The organism is Duganella kummerowiae (assembly GCF_053572355.1).
Genome location: NZ_JBKFEH010000010.1, coordinates 43994 through 61128 on the forward strand (window position 1 = coordinate 43994; position 17135 = coordinate 61128).

General features: G+C 64.4%; 15 protein-coding genes and 1 tRNA gene. 8 read left to right on the top strand and 8 right to left on the bottom strand.

The genetic code is table 11. The annotated features are described in order from the left end of the window. Complete coding sequence (locus tag ACLB1G_RS13810) at nucleotides 1-612, bottom strand: TIGR00645 family protein (protein ID WP_491627799.1); 612 nt, start codon at nucleotides 610-612, stop codon at nucleotides 1-3. 210 nt (nucleotides 613-822) lie between these two features. On the opposite strand from ACLB1G_RS13810, the gene acs reads away from it, so the two are divergent. From acs to ACLB1G_RS13825, 3 genes are all read left to right on the top strand, one after another. After that, entirely contained in the window at nucleotides 823-2811 is a 1989-nt protein-coding gene (acs, locus tag ACLB1G_RS13815; RefSeq protein ID WP_491627800.1) for an acetate--CoA ligase, read from the top strand. Nucleotides 2812-2883: 72 nt separating this feature from the next. After that, nucleotides 2884-2974 (top strand) — tRNA-Ser (locus ACLB1G_RS13820). Nucleotides 2975-3241: 267 nt separating this feature from the next. Further along, nucleotides 3242-3673, top strand: coding sequence for a hypothetical protein (locus ACLB1G_RS13825; RefSeq protein WP_491627801.1), 432 nt, complete (start codon nucleotides 3242-3244; stop codon nucleotides 3671-3673). Nucleotides 3674-4102: 429 nt separating this feature from the next. On the opposite strand, the gene udk (ACLB1G_RS13830) is transcribed toward ACLB1G_RS13825, so the two are convergent. Both udk (ACLB1G_RS13830) and udk (ACLB1G_RS13835) read right to left on the bottom strand, forming a co-directional pair. Beyond that, nucleotides 4103-4744 (bottom strand): uridine kinase, encoded by a 642-nt coding sequence (gene udk, locus ACLB1G_RS13830; RefSeq protein WP_491627802.1) that lies wholly within the window; start codon nucleotides 4742-4744, stop codon nucleotides 4103-4105. A gap of 48 nt (nucleotides 4745-4792) precedes the next feature. Continuing rightward, nucleotides 4793-5434: a uridine kinase gene (udk, locus tag ACLB1G_RS13835; RefSeq protein WP_491627803.1), complete on the bottom strand. Its 642-nt coding sequence runs from the start codon at nucleotides 5432-5434 to the stop codon at nucleotides 4793-4795. A 158-nt stretch (nucleotides 5435-5592) separates the two neighbouring features. On the opposite strand from udk (ACLB1G_RS13835), the gene ACLB1G_RS13840 reads away from it, so the two are divergent. Then, a complete protein-coding gene (locus tag ACLB1G_RS13840; protein ID WP_491627804.1) occupies nucleotides 5593-6882 on the top strand; it encodes a glycoside hydrolase family 28 protein in 1290 nt (429 codons plus the stop codon). A 24-nt stretch (nucleotides 6883-6906) separates the two neighbouring features. Here the strand turns inward: ACLB1G_RS13840 and ACLB1G_RS13845 are convergent, their stop codons facing one another. Continuing rightward, entirely contained in the window at nucleotides 6907-7791 is an 885-nt protein-coding gene (locus ACLB1G_RS13845) for an MBL fold metallo-hydrolase (RefSeq protein ID WP_491627805.1), read from the bottom strand. A 99-nt stretch (nucleotides 7792-7890) separates the two neighbouring features. Between ACLB1G_RS13845 and ACLB1G_RS13850 the strand changes: the two genes are divergently transcribed. Beyond that, entirely contained in the window at nucleotides 7891-8802 is a 912-nt protein-coding gene (locus tag ACLB1G_RS13850) for a LysR family transcriptional regulator (RefSeq protein WP_491627806.1), read from the top strand. On the opposite strand, the gene ACLB1G_RS13855 is transcribed toward ACLB1G_RS13850, so the two are convergent. Further along, nucleotides 8789-9034 carry a hypothetical protein gene (locus ACLB1G_RS13855; protein WP_491627807.1) on the bottom strand — a complete coding sequence of 82 codons (246 nt, stop codon included), beginning with the start codon at nucleotides 9032-9034 and terminating at the stop codon, nucleotides 8789-8791. The genes ACLB1G_RS13850 and ACLB1G_RS13855 overlap by 14 nt on opposite strands. Before the next feature lie 98 nt (nucleotides 9035-9132). After that, nucleotides 9133-11910, bottom strand: coding sequence for a glycosyl hydrolase 115 family protein (locus tag ACLB1G_RS13860; protein WP_491627808.1), 2778 nt, complete (start codon nucleotides 11908-11910; stop codon nucleotides 9133-9135). A 134-nt stretch (nucleotides 11911-12044) separates the two neighbouring features. Between ACLB1G_RS13860 and ACLB1G_RS13865 the strand changes: the two genes are divergently transcribed. Next, nucleotides 12045-13223, top strand: coding sequence for a multidrug effflux MFS transporter (locus ACLB1G_RS13865; RefSeq protein ID WP_491627809.1), 1179 nt, complete (start codon nucleotides 12045-12047; stop codon nucleotides 13221-13223). Between the two features lie 54 nt (nucleotides 13224-13277). On the opposite strand, the gene ACLB1G_RS13870 is transcribed toward ACLB1G_RS13865, so the two are convergent. Together ACLB1G_RS13870 and ACLB1G_RS13875 are read right to left on the bottom strand one after the other, a co-directional pair. Further along, the gene (locus ACLB1G_RS13870) at nucleotides 13278-13460 is read right to left on the bottom strand and encodes a hypothetical protein (protein ID WP_491627810.1); all 183 of its coding nucleotides are present in this window, start codon (nucleotides 13458-13460) and stop codon (nucleotides 13278-13280) included. Nucleotides 13461-13530: 70 nt separating this feature from the next. Continuing rightward, nucleotides 13531-14253: a TetR/AcrR family transcriptional regulator gene (locus ACLB1G_RS13875; protein WP_491627811.1), complete on the bottom strand. Its 723-nt coding sequence runs from the start codon at nucleotides 14251-14253 to the stop codon at nucleotides 13531-13533. Between the two features lie 114 nt (nucleotides 14254-14367). Here ACLB1G_RS13875 and ACLB1G_RS13880 point away from each other — a divergent pair, with 114 nt between their 5' ends. Together ACLB1G_RS13880 and ACLB1G_RS13885 are read left to right on the top strand one after the other, a co-directional pair. Next, nucleotides 14368-15489 (top strand): HlyD family secretion protein, encoded by a 1122-nt coding sequence (locus ACLB1G_RS13880; protein WP_491627812.1) that lies wholly within the window; start codon nucleotides 14368-14370, stop codon nucleotides 15487-15489. A 15-nt stretch (nucleotides 15490-15504) separates the two neighbouring features. Then, nucleotides 15505-17118 (top strand): DHA2 family efflux MFS transporter permease subunit, encoded by a 1614-nt coding sequence (locus tag ACLB1G_RS13885; RefSeq protein ID WP_491627813.1) that lies wholly within the window; start codon nucleotides 15505-15507, stop codon nucleotides 17116-17118. The last annotated feature ends 17 nt before the right edge of the window (nucleotides 17119-17135 follow it).

Sequence of the window (17135 nt, forward strand, 5' to 3'; positions counted from 1 at the left end):
TTAATGGTGTTTGGATTCGTTGTGGGTGTTGGTCGTAATGCGGTCGGTGTAGGCGATGGCCAGTGCCGACAGCAGGAATACGATGTGGATCACGGTCTGCGAAATCAGTACCTTGGGCTCGTAGACGGCGGCGTTGATGAAGGTCTTCAGCAAATGGATGGACGAGATGCCTATGATGGCCATGGCCAGCTTGGTCTTCAGTACGGAGGCGTTCACATGCGACAGCCATTCCGGCTGGTCCGGGTGGCCTTCCAGGTTCATGCGCGAGATGAAGGTTTCGTAGCCGCCGATAATCACCATCACCAGCAGGTTGGAGATCATGACCACGTCGATCAGGCCCAGCACCACCAGCATGATGGTGGTCTCGTTGAGTTTGTCCGGTACCGGCGCGCCCGGCACGGCGACGGCCTGGAAGATGTGCTGCAGCGAAGCCTCATTGCCCATGGCGGCGCCGATCAGATCCTTCAACTCGACCCAGAAGTGGAACACGTACACGCATTGCGCCAGGATCAGGCCGATGTAAAGCGGCAGCTGCAGCCAGCGCGTCATGAAGATGAAGGCCGGGATGGGGCGCAGTCTGGGTTCTGGTTTCTTGGAATACGGATCGGTCATGCGGCGGTTCTCCGGAAAGGGGCAAAATCGAACTGCCGACATTTTACACGGGCTGAGGGGCAATCGCACTGGCGCAGGGCCCGTCGGCGCAAATGAAAGATTGGTAGAATGGCCAAGGCGCTGTCCGTCCAGCCAGCGCCGTTATGTAAGGCATCAGTAAGCGATGGCAGTTAAGGTATTAGCAAACGATTACTACACTGGAGACCCAACATGAGCAGCACCACCACCCAGCAAGGTCCACAAGAATCCCGCGTGTTCGCCCCGCCGGCCGCCTTCGCGGCGCAGGCCGCGGTCTCCGGGATGGAGGGCTACAACGCCCTGTGCGCGGAAGCGGAAGCCGACTACGAAGGCTTCTGGGCGCGCCTGGCGAAGGAGCACATCGAATGGAAGCAGCCCTTCACCCGCACCCTGAACGAAGACAACGCGCCGTTCTACAAATGGTTCGAGGACGGCAAGCTGAACGTCTCCTACAACTGCCTGGACCGCAACCTCGCCAACGGCAACGCGGACAAGACCGCCATCATCTTCGAGGCCGACGACGGCCAGGTCACCAACGTCACCTACAAGCAGCTGCACGAGAAGGTCTGCAAGTTCGCCAACGGCCTGAAAGCGCGCGGCATCAAGAAGGGCGACCGCGTGGTGATCTACATGTCGATGTCGGTGGAAGGCGTGGCCGCCATGCAGGCGTGCGCGCGCATCGGCGCCACGCACTCGGTGGTGTTTGGCGGCTTCTCCGCCAAGTCGCTGCAGGAGCGCATCATCGACGCCGGCGCGGTGGCGGTGATCACGGCTGACGAACAATCGCGCGGCGGCAAGCACTTGCCGCTGAAAGCCATCGTGGATGAAGCGCTGGCGCTGGGCGGCTGCGACACCATCAAGGACGTGATCGTCTACAAGCGCACTGGCGGCAACATCAACTTCAAGGAAGGCCGCGACCTGTGGCTGCACGAGCTGGTGGAAGGCCAATCGGCCGAGTGCGAGCCGGAATGGGTGGAGGCCGAGCATCCGCTGTTCATCCTGTACACCTCCGGTTCGACCGGCACCCCGAAAGGCGTGCAGCACTCGTCGGGCGGCTACCTGCTGTGGGCCGCGCTGACCATGAAGTGGAGCTTCGACATCAAGCCGTCCGACGTGTACTGGTGCACGGCGGACATCGGCTGGGTGACGGGCCACAGCTACATCGCCTACGGCCCAACGGCGGTGGGCGCGACGCAAGTGGTGTTCGAAGGCGTGCCGACCTATCCCAACGCGGGGCGCTTCTGGGAGACCATCGCCAAGCACAAGGTCAGCATTTTCTACACGGCGCCGACGGCGATCCGGTCGCTGATCAAGGCCTCGGACGTGGACGCCAAGGTGCATCCGAAGAATTTCGATTTGTCCTCGCTGCGCCTGCTGGGCACGGTGGGCGAGCCCATCAATCCCGAAGCGTGGATGTGGTACTACACGCAGGTCGGCGGCGAGCGCTGCCCCATCGTGGACACCTTCTGGCAGACCGAGACGGGCGGCCACATGATCACCCCGCTGCCGGGCTCGACGCCGATGGTGCCGGGTTCCTGCACCTTGCCGCTGCCGGGCATCATGGCGGCCATCGTGGACGAGGTCGGGCATGACGTGCCGAACGGGCAGGGCGGCATCCTGGTGGTGAAGCGTCCGTGGCCGTCCATGATACGGACCATCTGGAACAATCCGGACCGCTTCAAGGCCGGCTACTTCCCGGAGGAGCTGGGCGGCAAGATGTATCTGGCCGGCGACGGCGCCATCCGCAACAAGGATACCGGCTACTTCACCATTACCGGGCGCATCGATGACGTGCTGAACGTGTCGGGCCACCGCATGGGCACGATGGAGATCGAATCGGCGCTGGTGGCCAACCCGCTGGTGGCCGAGGCGGCGGTGGTGGGCAAGCCGGACGACACGACGGGCGAATCGATCTGCGCCTTCGTGGTGCTCAAGCAGGCGCGGCCGACCGGTGAGGAAGCGAAGAAGCTGGCGCTGGAGCTGCGCAACTGGGTCGGCAAGGAGATCGGTCCGATCGCCAAGCCGAAGGAAATCCGCTTCGGGGACAACCTGCCCAAGACGCGTTCGGGCAAGATCATGCGGCGGCTGCTGCGGGTGCTGGCCAAGGGCGAGACGATCACGCAGGATGTGTCGACCCTGGAGAATCCGGCGATCCTGGAGCAGCTCAAGGAGACTTCGTAACGCGGCCTGGAAAAGGGTTGGTGGTACGGAAAATCTTTGCTATAATACGCCGCTCCCGAATGCGGGAGAGCAGGAGAGATGGATGAGTGGTTTAAGTCGCACGCCTGGAAAGCGTGTATAGGTTCATAGCCTATCGGGGGTTCGAATCCCCCTCTCTCCGCCAGGAACACAAATGTAGAAAGGCCACCCTCGGGTGGCCTTTTTGCATTTGTTTCATGGCGGAGAGAAGCAAGGCCCCTGCGGGCCTTGCGCGGGGGATTCGAAGGGCTCCGCTTGCAAGCGGAGCCCTCTCCGAATCGCCCATCTGCCACCGCTGCGCGGTGGCGCGCCGGGAGGCGCCGGGGCAAAGCGCAAAATTCCTGACTAGAAAACGACGGCAGGCCCCAGAGCGCGATATAATATTGACAATCAACCACTGCCTTTGTCGATCATGAAATTTTCGACCCTGCTGTCGAACACCATTCGCGGCATTTCAATGACGTTTGGATGCCTTATAGTCGTCGCAAGCATCCCGCTGGCGCTACTCGGTGGCGCAGCGCCTCAGGATACGGTCCCCACCTTCTCGCCATTGCTGACTACACCTCTGGCTGCTTTTATTCTGGCATCCGGCTTCTTTTACGTCGCCATATTTGGACGGCGTCTTGCCACATCTCGGTGGCAATATTGGTTCGGCGGTTTACTGCTCGCAATACCATTGGGCGTGGGCATCTCGCTTTTGCGAACCCCTGAAGAGCAAAGATTGCACTTTCCGGGCCTTTTCTTCTTTGTTCCCGCATGCCTGTTATTCCTATGCTCAATCTGGCCGCTGCAGCTGACGGTGCTGGATAGTAAAAAAGACAAAAGTCGAAAGTCGGCCACATAGCGATCAAAAATGCCGTTCAGCAAAAACTAAGCGCTGGTTAGGCGTGCATGCACCCGGTTGACTGCCATACTGATCAACGAAGCAGCCAGATAGTGAAATCCGACCCAGCCTAGCAGGCAAAAAGCCCAGCCGACTCCACTGGGAAGGCATATGAAATTGGCGCAGGAAGACAACTTCATCCCCATCCATTCCAGTATCAGAGCCGGTCCCATCGCAGCGATGAGCCAGAAATCCCACATCAATTCGACCGCAAACCAAGTCAGGATCAAGTGAGAGCTAACTAACGCTACAAACAGCGTCCATTTCACATGCGATGAGCTGCGCATACCTACCCTCCATACGTTCTGTTGGCGAAAGCCAAGCATGAACGTTCTCGTAGGGTGTGGTTCTGCGCTATCTAAACTTGCGTTGAGATTGGTGACATGAACCTCAATCCCGCTGCGCCTGCCCAATCACACTAGCCACCTTGGTGGTAATCATATCCACCGCCGGCCCATTGGCTCCGTGCGGAATGATGATATCGGCATGGCGCTTGGTCGGCTCGATGAATTGCTTGTGCATGGGCCGCACGGTCTCCAGGTATTGCCCGACCACGCTGGCCACCGAGCGCCCGCGCTCAGTGATGTCGCGCTGCATGCGCCGGATGAAGCGGATATCCGACGCGGTATCGACAAAGATCTTGAGCGACATCATGTCGCGCAAATCCGGGTCATACAGGGCGAACAGCCCCTCGATCACGATCACCGGCGCCGGCTTGACGCGGATGGTGCGGGTGGAGCGGTTGTGGATGGTGAAGTCGTACTCGGGCATGTCGATCGCCTCGCCATTGCGCAAGGCCTGGACATGCTGCACCAGCAAGGGCCACTCGAAGGCCTCGGGATGGTCGTAATTCTTCTGGTCGCGGACTTCGGGGCTGACGTGGGTCTGGTCGCAATAGTAGTCGTCCTGCATCACTACCGAGACCATCTCCGAGCCGAACGCGGCCAGCACTTTCTGGGACACGGTGGACTTGCCACTGCCGCTACCGCCTGCGACACCAATGATAAACGGTTGGAAAGAAATCGTATTCATGCCGAATGATACCGGAACTGCGGCCGCAGCGGCAGGCCCCGGGCGCTATTACGGCCGCTGCAACTGCCCGATCACACTGGCCACCTTGGTGGTGATCATGTCCACCGCCGGCCCATTGGCGCCATGTGGAATGATGACGTCGGCATGGCGCTTGGTCGGCTCGATGAACTGCTTGTGCATGGGCCGCACGGTGCCCAGGTACTGGCTGACCACGCTTTCCACCGAACGTCCGCGCTCCGTGATATCGCGCTGCATGCGGCGGATGAAGCGGATGTCGGAAGCGGTGTCGACGTAGATTTTCAGCGACATCATGTCGCGCAAGTCGGGGTCGTACAAGGCGAACAAGCCCTCGATCACGATCACCGGGGCCGGCTTGACGGGGATGGTGCGGTCGGAGCGGTTGTCGATGGTGAAATCGTATTCCGGCATGGCGATCGGCTCGCCATTGCGCAGGGCCTGGACGTGCTGCACCAGCAGGGGCCAGTCGAAAGCCTGGGGATGGTCGTAGTTCTGCTGGCGGCGCACTTCCGGGGTGAGGTGGGTCTGGTCGCAGTAGTAATCGTCCTGCATGACCACCGAGACCATGTCGGCGCCAAACGAAGCCAGCACTTGCTGCGACACCGTGGACTTGCCGCTGCCGCTGCCGCCGGCAACGCCGATGACGAAAGGAGAGAAAGAAATCGTGCTCATGCTGAATGATACCGGAATCGCGCCCAGGCTGACAGTAGCCCATATGACAGGCAGTCCCATGCCGAGGGTCCAATAATCAGCAAATTGAACCACAAAATGCGCTCTATCCGGGCTGCTTGCCTTAGCATGGCGATCGTCACCCATCTCGGAAGGTTTCCATGACCACCAACGCCATCACCCGCCGCCGTTTGACCCTGTCCATGCTTGCCGCGCCCCTGCTGGCCGCCGTCCCGGCAATTGCCCAGGAACCCAAACGCGCCAACATCACCGATTTCGGCGCCGTGGCAGACGACGCCACCATCAACACCCGGGCCATCCAGTCCGCCATCGACCAGCTGGCCGCGCAGGGGGGCGGCACGGTGGTGGTGCCGCCTGGCGTCTTTGTCAGCGGCGCGCTGTTCCTCAAGCCCGGCGTGCACCTGCATCTGGACCAGGGCGCGGTGCTGAAGTGCTCGACCGACATGAGCAACTTCCCGCCCCGTCGCACCCGCATCGAAGGCCACTTCGAGGACAAGTTCAATCCGGCCCTGATCAACGCCAGCGGCTGCGACGGCCTGAGGATCACCGGGCAAGGCACGCTGGACGGCGCCGGCCGCCCGATCTGGGACCTGTTCTGGAAGCTGCGCGCCCAGGTCAAGGACCAGGGCAACTTCCCCAACCTGGGCGTGCCGCGCGCGCGTCTGGCGCTGATCGACAACTCGCGCGGGGTGGTGGTGGAGGGCGTCACCTTCAAGGATTCGCAATTCTGGAATCTGCACCTGTACCGCTGCCAGGACGTGGTGGTGCGCAACGCCCGCTTCCAGGTGCCGGACGACTACAAGCAAGCGCCCAGCACGGACGGCATCGACCTGGACAGCTGCCAGAACGTGCTGGTGGAAGGCTGCCATTTCTCCGTCACCGACGACTGCATTGCCGCCAAGGGGTCCAAGGGCCCGCGCGCCATGGAAGACCAGGACAGCCCGCCTGTCGAGCACATCCTGGTGCGCAATTGCGTGTTCAGGCGCGGCCACGCCATGATGACGGCCGGCAGCGAGGCGACCATCGTGCGCGACGTCATCGTGGAAAACTGCACGGTGCAGGATGTCGGCATCGTGCTGCACCTGAAGCTGCGGCCGGATACGCCGCAGCGCTACGAGAACATCCACATCCGCAATATCACGCTGGATGCGCGGGACGGGCGCATCATTTCCATCGTCCCTTGGAGCCAGTACAAGGACTTGAAGGGCGAGGCGCCGCCCAAGTCCACGGTGCGCAACATCAGCGCGATCGGCGTCAAGGGACGCTTCGGCAGCTTTGGCGCCATCCAGCCCAATCCAGGCCAGACCACCATCAGCGACATCCTGTTGAAGGACTTCGACGTGACGCTGGGGCAGGCCCAGCTCCAGGTGACGGGCGCCACTAACGTGGTGAAGGAAAACGTCACCGTCAACGGCAAGCCGGCCGCTTGATGGCGCCCGCTTGCCGCCGCAGGCTTACCACTGCATCTCGCCCTTGTTGACCTTGGCGCCGATGTCGAGCGCGATGCCCAGGCCGGCCTGCGGATAGGCTTGCTGCATGGCGGCGATCAGTTCGGCGCTGTTGCGGGCCTTGGCCGCTTCGCTCTCGAAGCGCTGCAGGTAGTTGCGGGTGTAGCGCACGGCGCTCACGTCCAGCGCCGTGCCGGCCGCCATGTGGCCAGGGATGACGGTGGCCGGATGCAGGGCTTCGATCTCATCGAGCTGCGCCAGCCAGGCCTTGCGTTCGCTGGCCTTCTGCGTATCGGCAGTCCACACGTGCAGGTTGCCGAAGATGGCGATATTGCCTGCCACGGTCTTGATCGACGGGATCCAGACGTAGGGCCGATGCGCCAGTTCGCCCGTGGTGCCGCGCAGTTCAACGGTTTCGCCATCCACGCTCAGCGTGTTGCCGGACAGGGCTTCCGGCACGATGGGCTGGCGCGGCGCGTTGGCGCCCATCTTCGGCCCCCAGAAAGCCAGCTTGCCGGCCAGCTTGGCCTGGATTTTTTCGCGCACGGCAGGCGTGGCCACCACGCGCGCTTGCGGGAAGATGGTTTTCAGGGTCTCGGCGCCGAAGTAGTAATCGGGATCGGCGTTGCTGACGAGGATGGTTTTCAGGGTCTTGCCGCTGTCCAGCACGTTGGCGGCCACGCGCAGGGCATCGGCGCGGGTAAAGCCGCTGTCGATCACCAGTGCTTCGCTCTTGCCGCTGACCACCACGGCGTTGACGTGGAAGCTGTTGGCGTCGGCGTTGTAGACCTTGATGGTCAGGGGCGGGGTGTCGGCGGCGCTGGCGGCGCCGGCGGCCATCACGGCCATGGCTGGGAAGACGAGGCGCAGGAATTTGCTGGTGTAGGACATGCTGGGCTTTCAGTGTGGTTGTAGTGAGCACACTGTAAGTCCGGCGAACTATTTGATAAAGTTCACTGTAATTGATTATTTATTGCGTGGATCGATGAAATGGATAGGTTGACGGCAGCAAAAGTCTTCGTGGCGGTGGCTGACCGGGGCAGCCTGACCCAGGCGGCCGAGCACCTGGACATGTCGGCCGCCATGGTCAGCCGCTACCTGGCGGCCATCGAGGAATGGTTTGCCGCGCGCCTGCTGCACCGGACCACGCGCAAGGTCAGCCTGACCGACGCCGGGCTGGCGGCGCTGCCGGCCTGCCGCCAGATGCTCGATATCGCGGAGGAGGCGCGCCACCTGGCGGCCGAGCGCAGCCGCGAACCAGCCGGCGTGCTGCGCGTGACCACGGCCAGCTCCTTTGCCGACGCCCAGCTGACGGACGCGCTGGTGGACTTCCAGCGCCTGTACGAGCAGGTGGAAATCGTGCTGTCGGTGGGCGACAAGGCGGCCGACCTGGTGGGCGACCGGGTCGACCTGGCGGTACGCATCACCAACACGCTGGACCCGGCCATGATCGCGCGCCCGCTGGCGCGGTGCCGCTCCATGCTGTGCGCCTCGCCCCAGTATTTGGAGCGCTACGGCGTGCCGGTCACGGTGGACGAGTTGCGCAAGCACCGCTGCATCGCGCACGCTTTCGGCATCGGCAAGCAGTACCGGTTCACACGCGATGGGGTGACGCGCGAGGCGCCCGTGCAATGGACTTTCCACACCAACGAAACCTCGGTGCTGCGGCGCGCCGTGCTGTCCGGCGCCGGCATCGCCATGCTGCCGACTTACTACCTGGGCGATGATGTGCGCAGCGGCCGCCTGGTCCAGCTGCTGCCGGACGAGGAGCCGGAAGTGCTGGGCATACACGCGATTTATCTATCGCGCCAGCACCAGCCGCTGGCCTTGCGCCTGCTGGTGGATTTCCTGGCGCAGCGCTTCGGCGGCCCGGTGGCGCCCTGGGATGCTAAGCCGCGCTGAGCAGCTGGCAAGCGTCGTCGCGCGAGACGTGGGCTGATTCGACATACACCACCATGCGGGTGGCCGAGGTGAGGTTGAACCAGCGCCCGGTGCTGCCTTCCTGATCGAGCTTGCCGCAGAGAACATCCCCCGGTGACGCGTTGCCGACCAGGAGGTTGCAGACGCTGTAGCCGCCGTCCGTTTCGACGGCGATGCGGCAGTGCTTGTCCGTGAATCCGACCGTGCCTTCCATGCTGATCTCCTGAAGAAAATCATGGTGTACGAAGTTTATGTTAGCGCGGTTTTACACGAAAATCGAGTGATATTTTGCGTTGCACAAAAGCAGTGTTTTCAGCGCAGCGCCGCCTTCCCGTAGTACACCGGGGCGCCGTCGTAGCTGATTTCCACCCGGTCCAGCACGAAACCGGGATCAAGCGCATGGATGGCCAGTTGGTGGCGGCCCGGGGGCAAATCGGGCAGCGCCAGTGTGCGCACGGCGGCGTTGGAAAGCACATTGTTCTTCCATTCGTCGCTGCGGCCGTGGGTGGCATAGTCCAGCACCTGCCAGGGCTGCTGGTCGATGCGCACGGCAATGCGCAGCTGATTGCCGGCGGTCAGGGGATGCACCGGCACCGCGACGATTTTCAGCCGGGCCGCGCCCTTGCTGTTACTTTGGAAGGCGTAGCGCAGCGCCGGTGCGGCTTCGGCCTGCGCCGCATCGCGCGAGGGCAGGGACAAGTCCGAGCGCATGGCCGTGCCGAAGCTGCCCACGTCGATGGCGGACCAGCCTGCGCTTGCGCTGGCCGTGGCGGCGGGCAGGGTGATGATGCTCTCGTGCTCGGTGGCCAATCCGTCCGGCGCGCCGGGCGCCAGCTGTACCTTGACTTGCAGTTGCGCCGCGCCGCAGCGGATGCGCAGCGGCGTGACGGCGCCCTTGCCGTCGTAGCGCACGTCGATGCGCTGTTCGTAGCCATTGGCTTCCTCCAGCTTGCCGCCGCTGGCGGACAGCCCCAGTCCCGCCGGCGCAGACGCCGACCAGTCCAGCGGCGTGGCGCCATACTGGATCACGGTCAGGGTCTTGGTCTCGGGACGGCCGCTGGTGTAGGCCAGCGTGGCGCCCTGTGCCGACAGCGGCGTCGGGTAGGCCAGGCCGCAGTCGCTGCGCGCCGGCTTGCCGTAGCTGGGGAACAGCGGTGGCAGGAACACCGGCAGGCGGCGCGGAGCAGCGTCCATCATGGCGCGCCACTTGCCGCCCTTGAGCGCGTTGTAGTGCGCCGTATCGGCGGCAATGGCGTCCTGCGCGGCCTGCGCCTGGCGCGCGTACAGCTGGGCCGAGGGCCGCCCCATGCGGGCGTATTGCGCGGCCAGGTCCAGCTTGAGGATGCGCGTGTTCAGGCTGGCGGCGGCGCGCACCGGGTACAGCACCAGCTGGTAGTAGGCGTCCTGGCGTTCGGCTGGCAGGTCGGCGGCGACGGCTTGCGCGCGCAGTGTGAGCGCCTGGTAGCGCGCCAGGCGCTGCTCGGCTTCCTCGCCACCGGACTGCAGGTAGTCGGTCTGGCGCGTGGGCGTGGTGGGTTCGGTCTGGCTAAAGCCCATGAATTCCGGGCGCCGTTCCCAGGCCAGGTCGTAATATTCCTGCAGGATGTCGGCAATGGCGCCGGCCTGGCGCTGGCCGAACTGGATGGCGGTCCAGGCTTGCAGGTGCTGCCTGGCGCCTTGCCCCAGCAGGCGGTGGTCGAAGGCCAGGTCGAGGAAGTACTGGGTCAGGTATTCGCCGGGCTTGATGTCGCCCACGTTGGCGATCCAGAGGCGGTCGGACCCGGTAGCGGCGGCGCGCTGCAGCTGGTCGCGCACCAGGCCCGGATGGGTAGTGGCCAGCCACAGGTAGTCATGCGGGCGGCCCCAGTAGGACAGGTGGTAGTAGATACCCGCGCCGCCGCCGCGCCTGGCCTCTGCCGGGGTGCTGAGCTGGTGCAGGTAGCCATAGTTATCGTCGGGCCAGACCAGGGTGATGTCGTCCGGGAGCTGCAGGCCGCTGTTGTAGATGTCCAGCACCTCCTTGTACACGGTGAGCGCCTGCGGCACCTGTGCCGGCGGCTTGCCGGTTGCGCGCGACAGCAGGCCGCGCTGGATATCGATAACGCCCGCCACGCCCTCGCGCGCCTGGTCCACGGTGGTTGCACCCTCCATGGCCGAGTCGTGCACGCCGCGTATGCCCACCGAGTAGATGTTTTCGTGGTCCTTGACCTCATGTACGCGCTGCTCCCAGTAGCGCACCAGGGCGTCGCGGTTGGTGAAGAAGTTGAATGCGCCATCGCTTTTTTGCCATTCGCGCACGTTGTTGCGCATCATGGGCTCGGCGTGCGAGGTGCCGACCACGATGGCGTACTCGCTGGCTGTCCTGGCGTTGCCTTCGATCTGGTAAAAGGGTTTGGTGGAGTCATGCATGGCGGGCCAGATGGTGTTGGCCTTGAGGCGCCACAGCAGCTCGAAGATGCGGGCATAGGTGGTGGGGCCGATGTCGTGCACCGGGTCGTGGGTCCGGGCGGCCCAGGGCTGCAGGCCCCAATCCTCGTCGTTGAGGAAGATGCCGCGATAGCGCACCGAGGGTCGTTGGGAGACGATGCGTGCGGCGCTGACCTCTACCTTGCTGCGCGCCGTGGGCGTGACGTCGGCCCACCATTCCCAGGCCGAGACGCCCAGGTCGCGGGTCAGGTCCACCACGCCGTAGATGGCGCCGCGCGCGTCGGAACCGGCGATCACCAGCAGCTGCGTGCCGGGCTTGCCCTTAGGCGTGGCGACGGTGCGCACGTAGCGCTCCCATTCGCCCTGGAGCGGGGCGAAGTCCAGCTGCTCGCGCTGCGCCAGCTGGCGCAGCAGCGGTGCGTCATGCCGGCCGATGACGATGCAGACCCGGGCGCAATCGTCCAGCCGGGTGATGGTGCGTACCTCGCGGCCGGCGACGGCCTTCAGGTCGCGCCGCAGCAGGTCGGCGGCCAGGCGCATGGTGGCGTCATCCTCGGCCAGGACGGTGGCGGCGCCTTGCGGGCCGGACAAGGCTATGGTGGCGGCGTGCGCCGGGCCGGCCAACAAGGCGAGGAGCAGGGCAGGGCGCCAGAAAATCGGCATGCTTGGACGGGCTGAGTTGGGATACTAAAATATTAGCATGTGCAAGCGTGCATATATTGCAGGCAAAGCTCATCCGGCTGATTGTTTGTAATTCTGATATAGTCAGGCAGCCTGATTAACTAGCTGGACTTATTTTGTATTCCTGGACCCTCACCATCACGCTGGCCGGCCTGGCGATGATAGGCGCTTTTTCCGTCGATACCTTCCTGCCATCCCTCCACGCGATCGGAGCCGAATTCGGGGTCGGCATGGCGACCGTGCAGCAGACGCTGAGCGCCTACCTGCTGGCGTTCTCCTTCATGAGTTTGTTCTACGGCACGCTGTCCGACGCCTTCGGGCGGCGGCCCGTGATCCTGGTGTCGCTGGTCATGTTCACTCTAGCCTCGGCCGGGGCGGCGTTCGCGCCCAGCTTCGGCTGGCTGCTGGTATTCCGCGTGCTGCAGGGCTTGTCGGCCGGGGCCGGGCGGGTGGTGGGCCAGGCCATCGTGCGCGACCGCTTCCAGGGCGCCGATGCGCAGCGCCTGATGGCCCACATCACCATGGTGTTCGGGCTGGCGCCGGCCATCGCGCCGGTGATGGGCGGCTACCTGCAGGCGGCCTTCGGCTGGCGTTCCGTGTTCTTTTTCCTGACCCTGGTGGGGGCCGTGCTGCTGCTGGCCACCTGGCGCGGCGTGGCGGAAAGCCTGCCGCCGGCAGGCCGGATCGCATTCCATCCGGCGATTTTGCTGCGCAACTACGGGCGCGCGCTGCGCCATCCGCGCTTTTTGGCCGGGGCGCTGGCGGTCAGCTGCGCCTTTGGCGGCCAGGCCATCTACATCGCCTCCGGCGCCAGCTACGTGGTCAACATCCTGGGCCTGCCGGAGACCGCCTTTGCCTGGCTGTTCGTGCCCATGATAGGCGGGCTGGTGATCGGTTCGGCCGCCAGCGCGCGCCTGGCTACGCGCATGGCGCCCGCGCGCGTGATACGGCTGGGGATGATCTGCCTGGGCGTGGCGGCGCTGGCCAACGTGGGCTACAACAGCCTGCTGCCGCCGCTGCTGCCGTGGTGCGTGCTGCCCATGATGCTGTTCGCCTTTGGCCTGGGTTTGAGCCTGCCGTCCATGAACCTGGCCACGCTGGACATCTTCCCCGAAATGCGCGGCCTGTGCGCCTCGCTGGTGACCTTCATCCAGATGCTGGTGTTCACGGCCATTTCCGGCCTGGTGGCGCCGCTGGTATTCGATAGCGCCCTGCATCTGGGAGGGGTGGAACTGGCTTGCTTCCTGCTGGCGCTGGCGTGCTGGACTTACGCGTCGCGACCGTCCGTGAAGTAAAGAGGTAAGAGAGTGGAATGCGGGCCGCGCGGACGGCGGCCCGGGAGTGGTGGTTTAGCTGGCGATGAATTGGCTGGGGATTTCGATGCCGCCGTTGCGGGCTGCCTCGGCATACGCCTGCAGCTGCTTGATGGCGGCGTCCAGCTGTTCCTCACCAGGATTGGCCTGGAAGGTCTTGATGCTTTCGTTCAGCAGGGATACCTGCCGGCTCCAGTCCAGTCGATTACTCTTGCTCATAATGGCTCCATGCTAAAAAAACCAGTATAGACCAAATGATAAAGTTTCTCTGCGTACCAACGCACATTTCTTAGCGCAATACGCTGCGCAGGAAGAGATCGACGCCCAGCCGTGCCTGCGCCTGCAGTGACGCCTCGTCCGGGTCCTGCGCGCGCGGGAACAGCATGCGCATCATGCTGTCGCCCATGATGCAGTTCAGCAGGTGCACGCACAGCACTTCGGTGCCGAGCTCGGGCCGCAAGCGGGCGCGGATGTCGGGCCGTGAAAACAGCTTGGTCAGCTCGTCGCGGGTGCGCTTGGGACCGGCCTCGAAGAAGGATTCGGCCAGTTCCGGGATGGCGATGGCCTCGGCCACCACCATGCGGTGCAGGCTGAGAAAGGACGGAGCGCTGACCAGGTCCAGGAAGCGCAGGGCGAACCCGTCCAGGATGGCTTCCAGCGGGCGGCTGTCGGTTTCCATGCTGTCCATGCCGGCGAAGAAGCGCGCCCGTCCGGCCGCGATCACGGCCTGCAGCAGCCCGGCCTTGCCGCCGAATTTCACATAGATGGTGCGCACCGCCACGTGGGCCTCGCGGGCGATCATCTCCAGGCTGACCTTGCTGTAGCCCTTTTCCAGGAACAGGCGGCCGGCCGTCTCCAGCAGCGCCAGCAGGCGCGCCTCCTTGTCGGCGGCGCGCGGCCGCCCGGCCGGCGGCTTGAGGCAGGGCAGGATGGCGTCGCTGATATTGACCCCGTTCAGTTCCGGACAATCCAGGTCCGGTTCTGCGGCAGCCGTGGGTGTGGTCGTATTCATGGCCTGTATTGTCGGCCAAATTAAAATGAAATGCAATCGTTTCATTTCTTGACTTTGGCCGGCAGCTCGCCAATAATGCACCTATCTCATTTCATTTATTCCCTGGAGTAGCCCATGTCCACCCCCCAAGCAGACCAAAAAGTGCTCAGCGCCGTGCCTCCGACCGCCGCGCCCGCGCCGGCCGCCGCTCCAGCAGCCCCTGCCAAGTCCAACCGCAAGGTGCTGATCGGCGCCGCCGTGGTGGCCGCCGTGGCCATCGGCGTTGGCGGCCATATGTGGTACCGCAGCGCCAACTTCGTCGAGACCGAGAATGCCTACGTGGCCGGCCACGTGCACCCGGTCTCGTCGCGCATTGCCGGCGTGGTGACCAAGGTCTACATCGATGACAACCAGATGGTGAAGGCGGGCGACCCGATCGCCGACCTGGATCCGTTCGACCAGGGCGTGAAAGTGGAGCAGATCCAGGCCCAGATCGCCAGCGCCGAGCAACAGGTGCAGCAGCAGGACGCCCAGATCGCCCAGGTGAAAGCCCAGGCCAGCGCCGCCGCCGCCCAGGTGGCCCAGTCGGAAGCCCAGCTGGTGCGCGCCAAACAGGACGCCGAGCGCTACGGCCAGCTGTACAACAGCCAGATGAAAGCCGTGTCCAAGGCCGAACTGGACGCCGCCGTGGCGGCCCGCGCCAGCGCCACCGCCGACGTGGCCGCGCGCCGCGACAGCGCTGCCGCCGCCAAGTCGCAGATTGCCTCGGCCACCGCCGCACGCGACGTGCTGAAAGCCCAGGTCAATGTGCTGAAGGTGCAGCTGAAGGACGCCCAGCAGCAGCTGGCCTACAACAGGATCGTGGCGCCGGTGTCGGGCCGCATCGGCAAGCGCACCCTGGAAGTGGGCCAGCGCGTCACGGCCGGCCAGTCGCTGACCGCCATCGTGCAGGAAAACGTATGGCTGACCGCCAACTTCAAGGAAACCCAGCTGGCCAGCATGAAGCCCGGCCAGGAAGTGAAGGTCACCATCGACGCCATCCCCGGCAAGGAATTGATCGGCAAGGTGGACAGCTTCGCCCCGGCTTCGGGCGCCCAGTTCGCACTGCTGCCGGCCGATAACGCCACCGGCAACTTCACCAAGATCGTACAGCGCGTGCCGGTCAAGATCACCTTCAAGCCGGAAGACGTGAAGGCTCTGAGTGGCCGCCTGGTGCCGGGCATGTCGGCCATTGCCGAAGTCAAGATCAAGCAGTAAGCGCGGGGTTCCGACATGAGCAGCACCACACAACAACTGCCCGCCGGCGCCAGGCCGCTGGGTCCGCCGGCCGTGGGCGAGAAGGTGTCCGGCCGCACCTGGATCGCAGTGGCGGCCGGCATGCTGGGCGCCTTCATGGCGGTGCTCGACATCCAGATCACCAACTCCTCGCTGAAGGATATCCTCGGCACGCTGTCCGCCACCCAGGAGGAGGGTTCCTGGATCGCCACCGCCTACCTGGTGGCGGAAATCATCGTGATTCCCATGACCGGCCTGCTGACCCGCGTGTTCGGCATGCGCGCCTACATGATGGGCACCACGGCGCTGTTCCTGGGCTTTTCCACGCTGTGCGGCTTCGCCTGGAACCTGCCGTCCATGATCGCCTTCCGCATGCTGCAGGGCTTCACCGGCGGCGCCCTGATCCCCATGGCCATGACGCTGGTGATGGCCAAGCTGCCGGCCTCCAAGCGCGCCACCGGCATGGCCATCTTCGGCCTGACCGCGACCCTGGCGCCGTCCATGGGCCCGACCCTGGGCGGCTACCTGAGCGAGCTGTATGGCTGGCCCTCCATTTTCTACATCAATTGGGTGCCGGGCCTGCTGCTGATCGGCGGCATCGCCTATGGCCTGGATAGCGAGAAGGCCAGGCTGGAGCAGCTGTTCAATGCCGACTGGCTGGGCATCGCCTTCATGGCCGTGGGCCTGGGCAGCCTGACCGTGTTCCTGGAAGAGGGCAACAGCAAGGACTGGTTCGATTCCGCCTTCATCAACACCTTTGCCGCGCTGGCCGTGGTTGGCCTCTTGGGCTGGGTGGTGACGGCCGCCACCCGCAAGCAGCCCTTCGTCAACCTGGGGCTGTACGGCCAGCGCAACTTCTTCGCGGCCACCGCGCTGTCGATGGCGATGGGCATGGGCCTGTACGGTTCGGCCTTCATCCTGCCGCTGTTCCTGGCGCAGATCCCCGGCTATTCGCCCATGCAGATCGGCGAGGTGATCATGTGGGCCGGCCTGCCGCAGCTGTTCATCATGCCTTTCGTGGCCAAGCTGTCGGCCAGGATCGACAACCGCATCCTGTGCACCTTCGGCCTGCTGCTGTTCGGCGGCTCCTGCCTGATGAACGCCTACATGGACGCCACCACCGGCTACGACCAGCTGCTGGTGTCGCAAGTGGTGCGCGCCCTGGGCCAGCCCTTCGTGATGCTGACCCTGTCCAACTTCGCCATGAACGGCATCGCGCCCAAGGACATTCCGTCGGCATCGAGCCTGATCAACATGACCCGCAACCTGGGCGGCTCGATCGGCATCGCCCTGCTGGCCACGGCGCTGACCTCGCGCGAGCACTTCCACTCGCAGCGCATCGGCGAATCGGTGACCGGCTACGCGGCCGCCACCCAGGAGCGCCTGGATGCGCTGACCGCGTCCTTCATGAGCAAGGGCTTCGATTCCACCGCGGCCTACGACATGGCCCTGAAGGCGGTGGACGGCATCGTGCGGCGCGAGGCTTACGTGATGGCCTATAACGATGGCTTCTTCCTGGTGGCCGCCGTGCTGTTCGGCTGCATCGCCGTGCTGTGGTTCTCCGACAAGGTCAAAGCCCCTTCCGGCGGCGGTGGCGGCGGCGCGCACTGAACGCCCGCGCTGAAAAC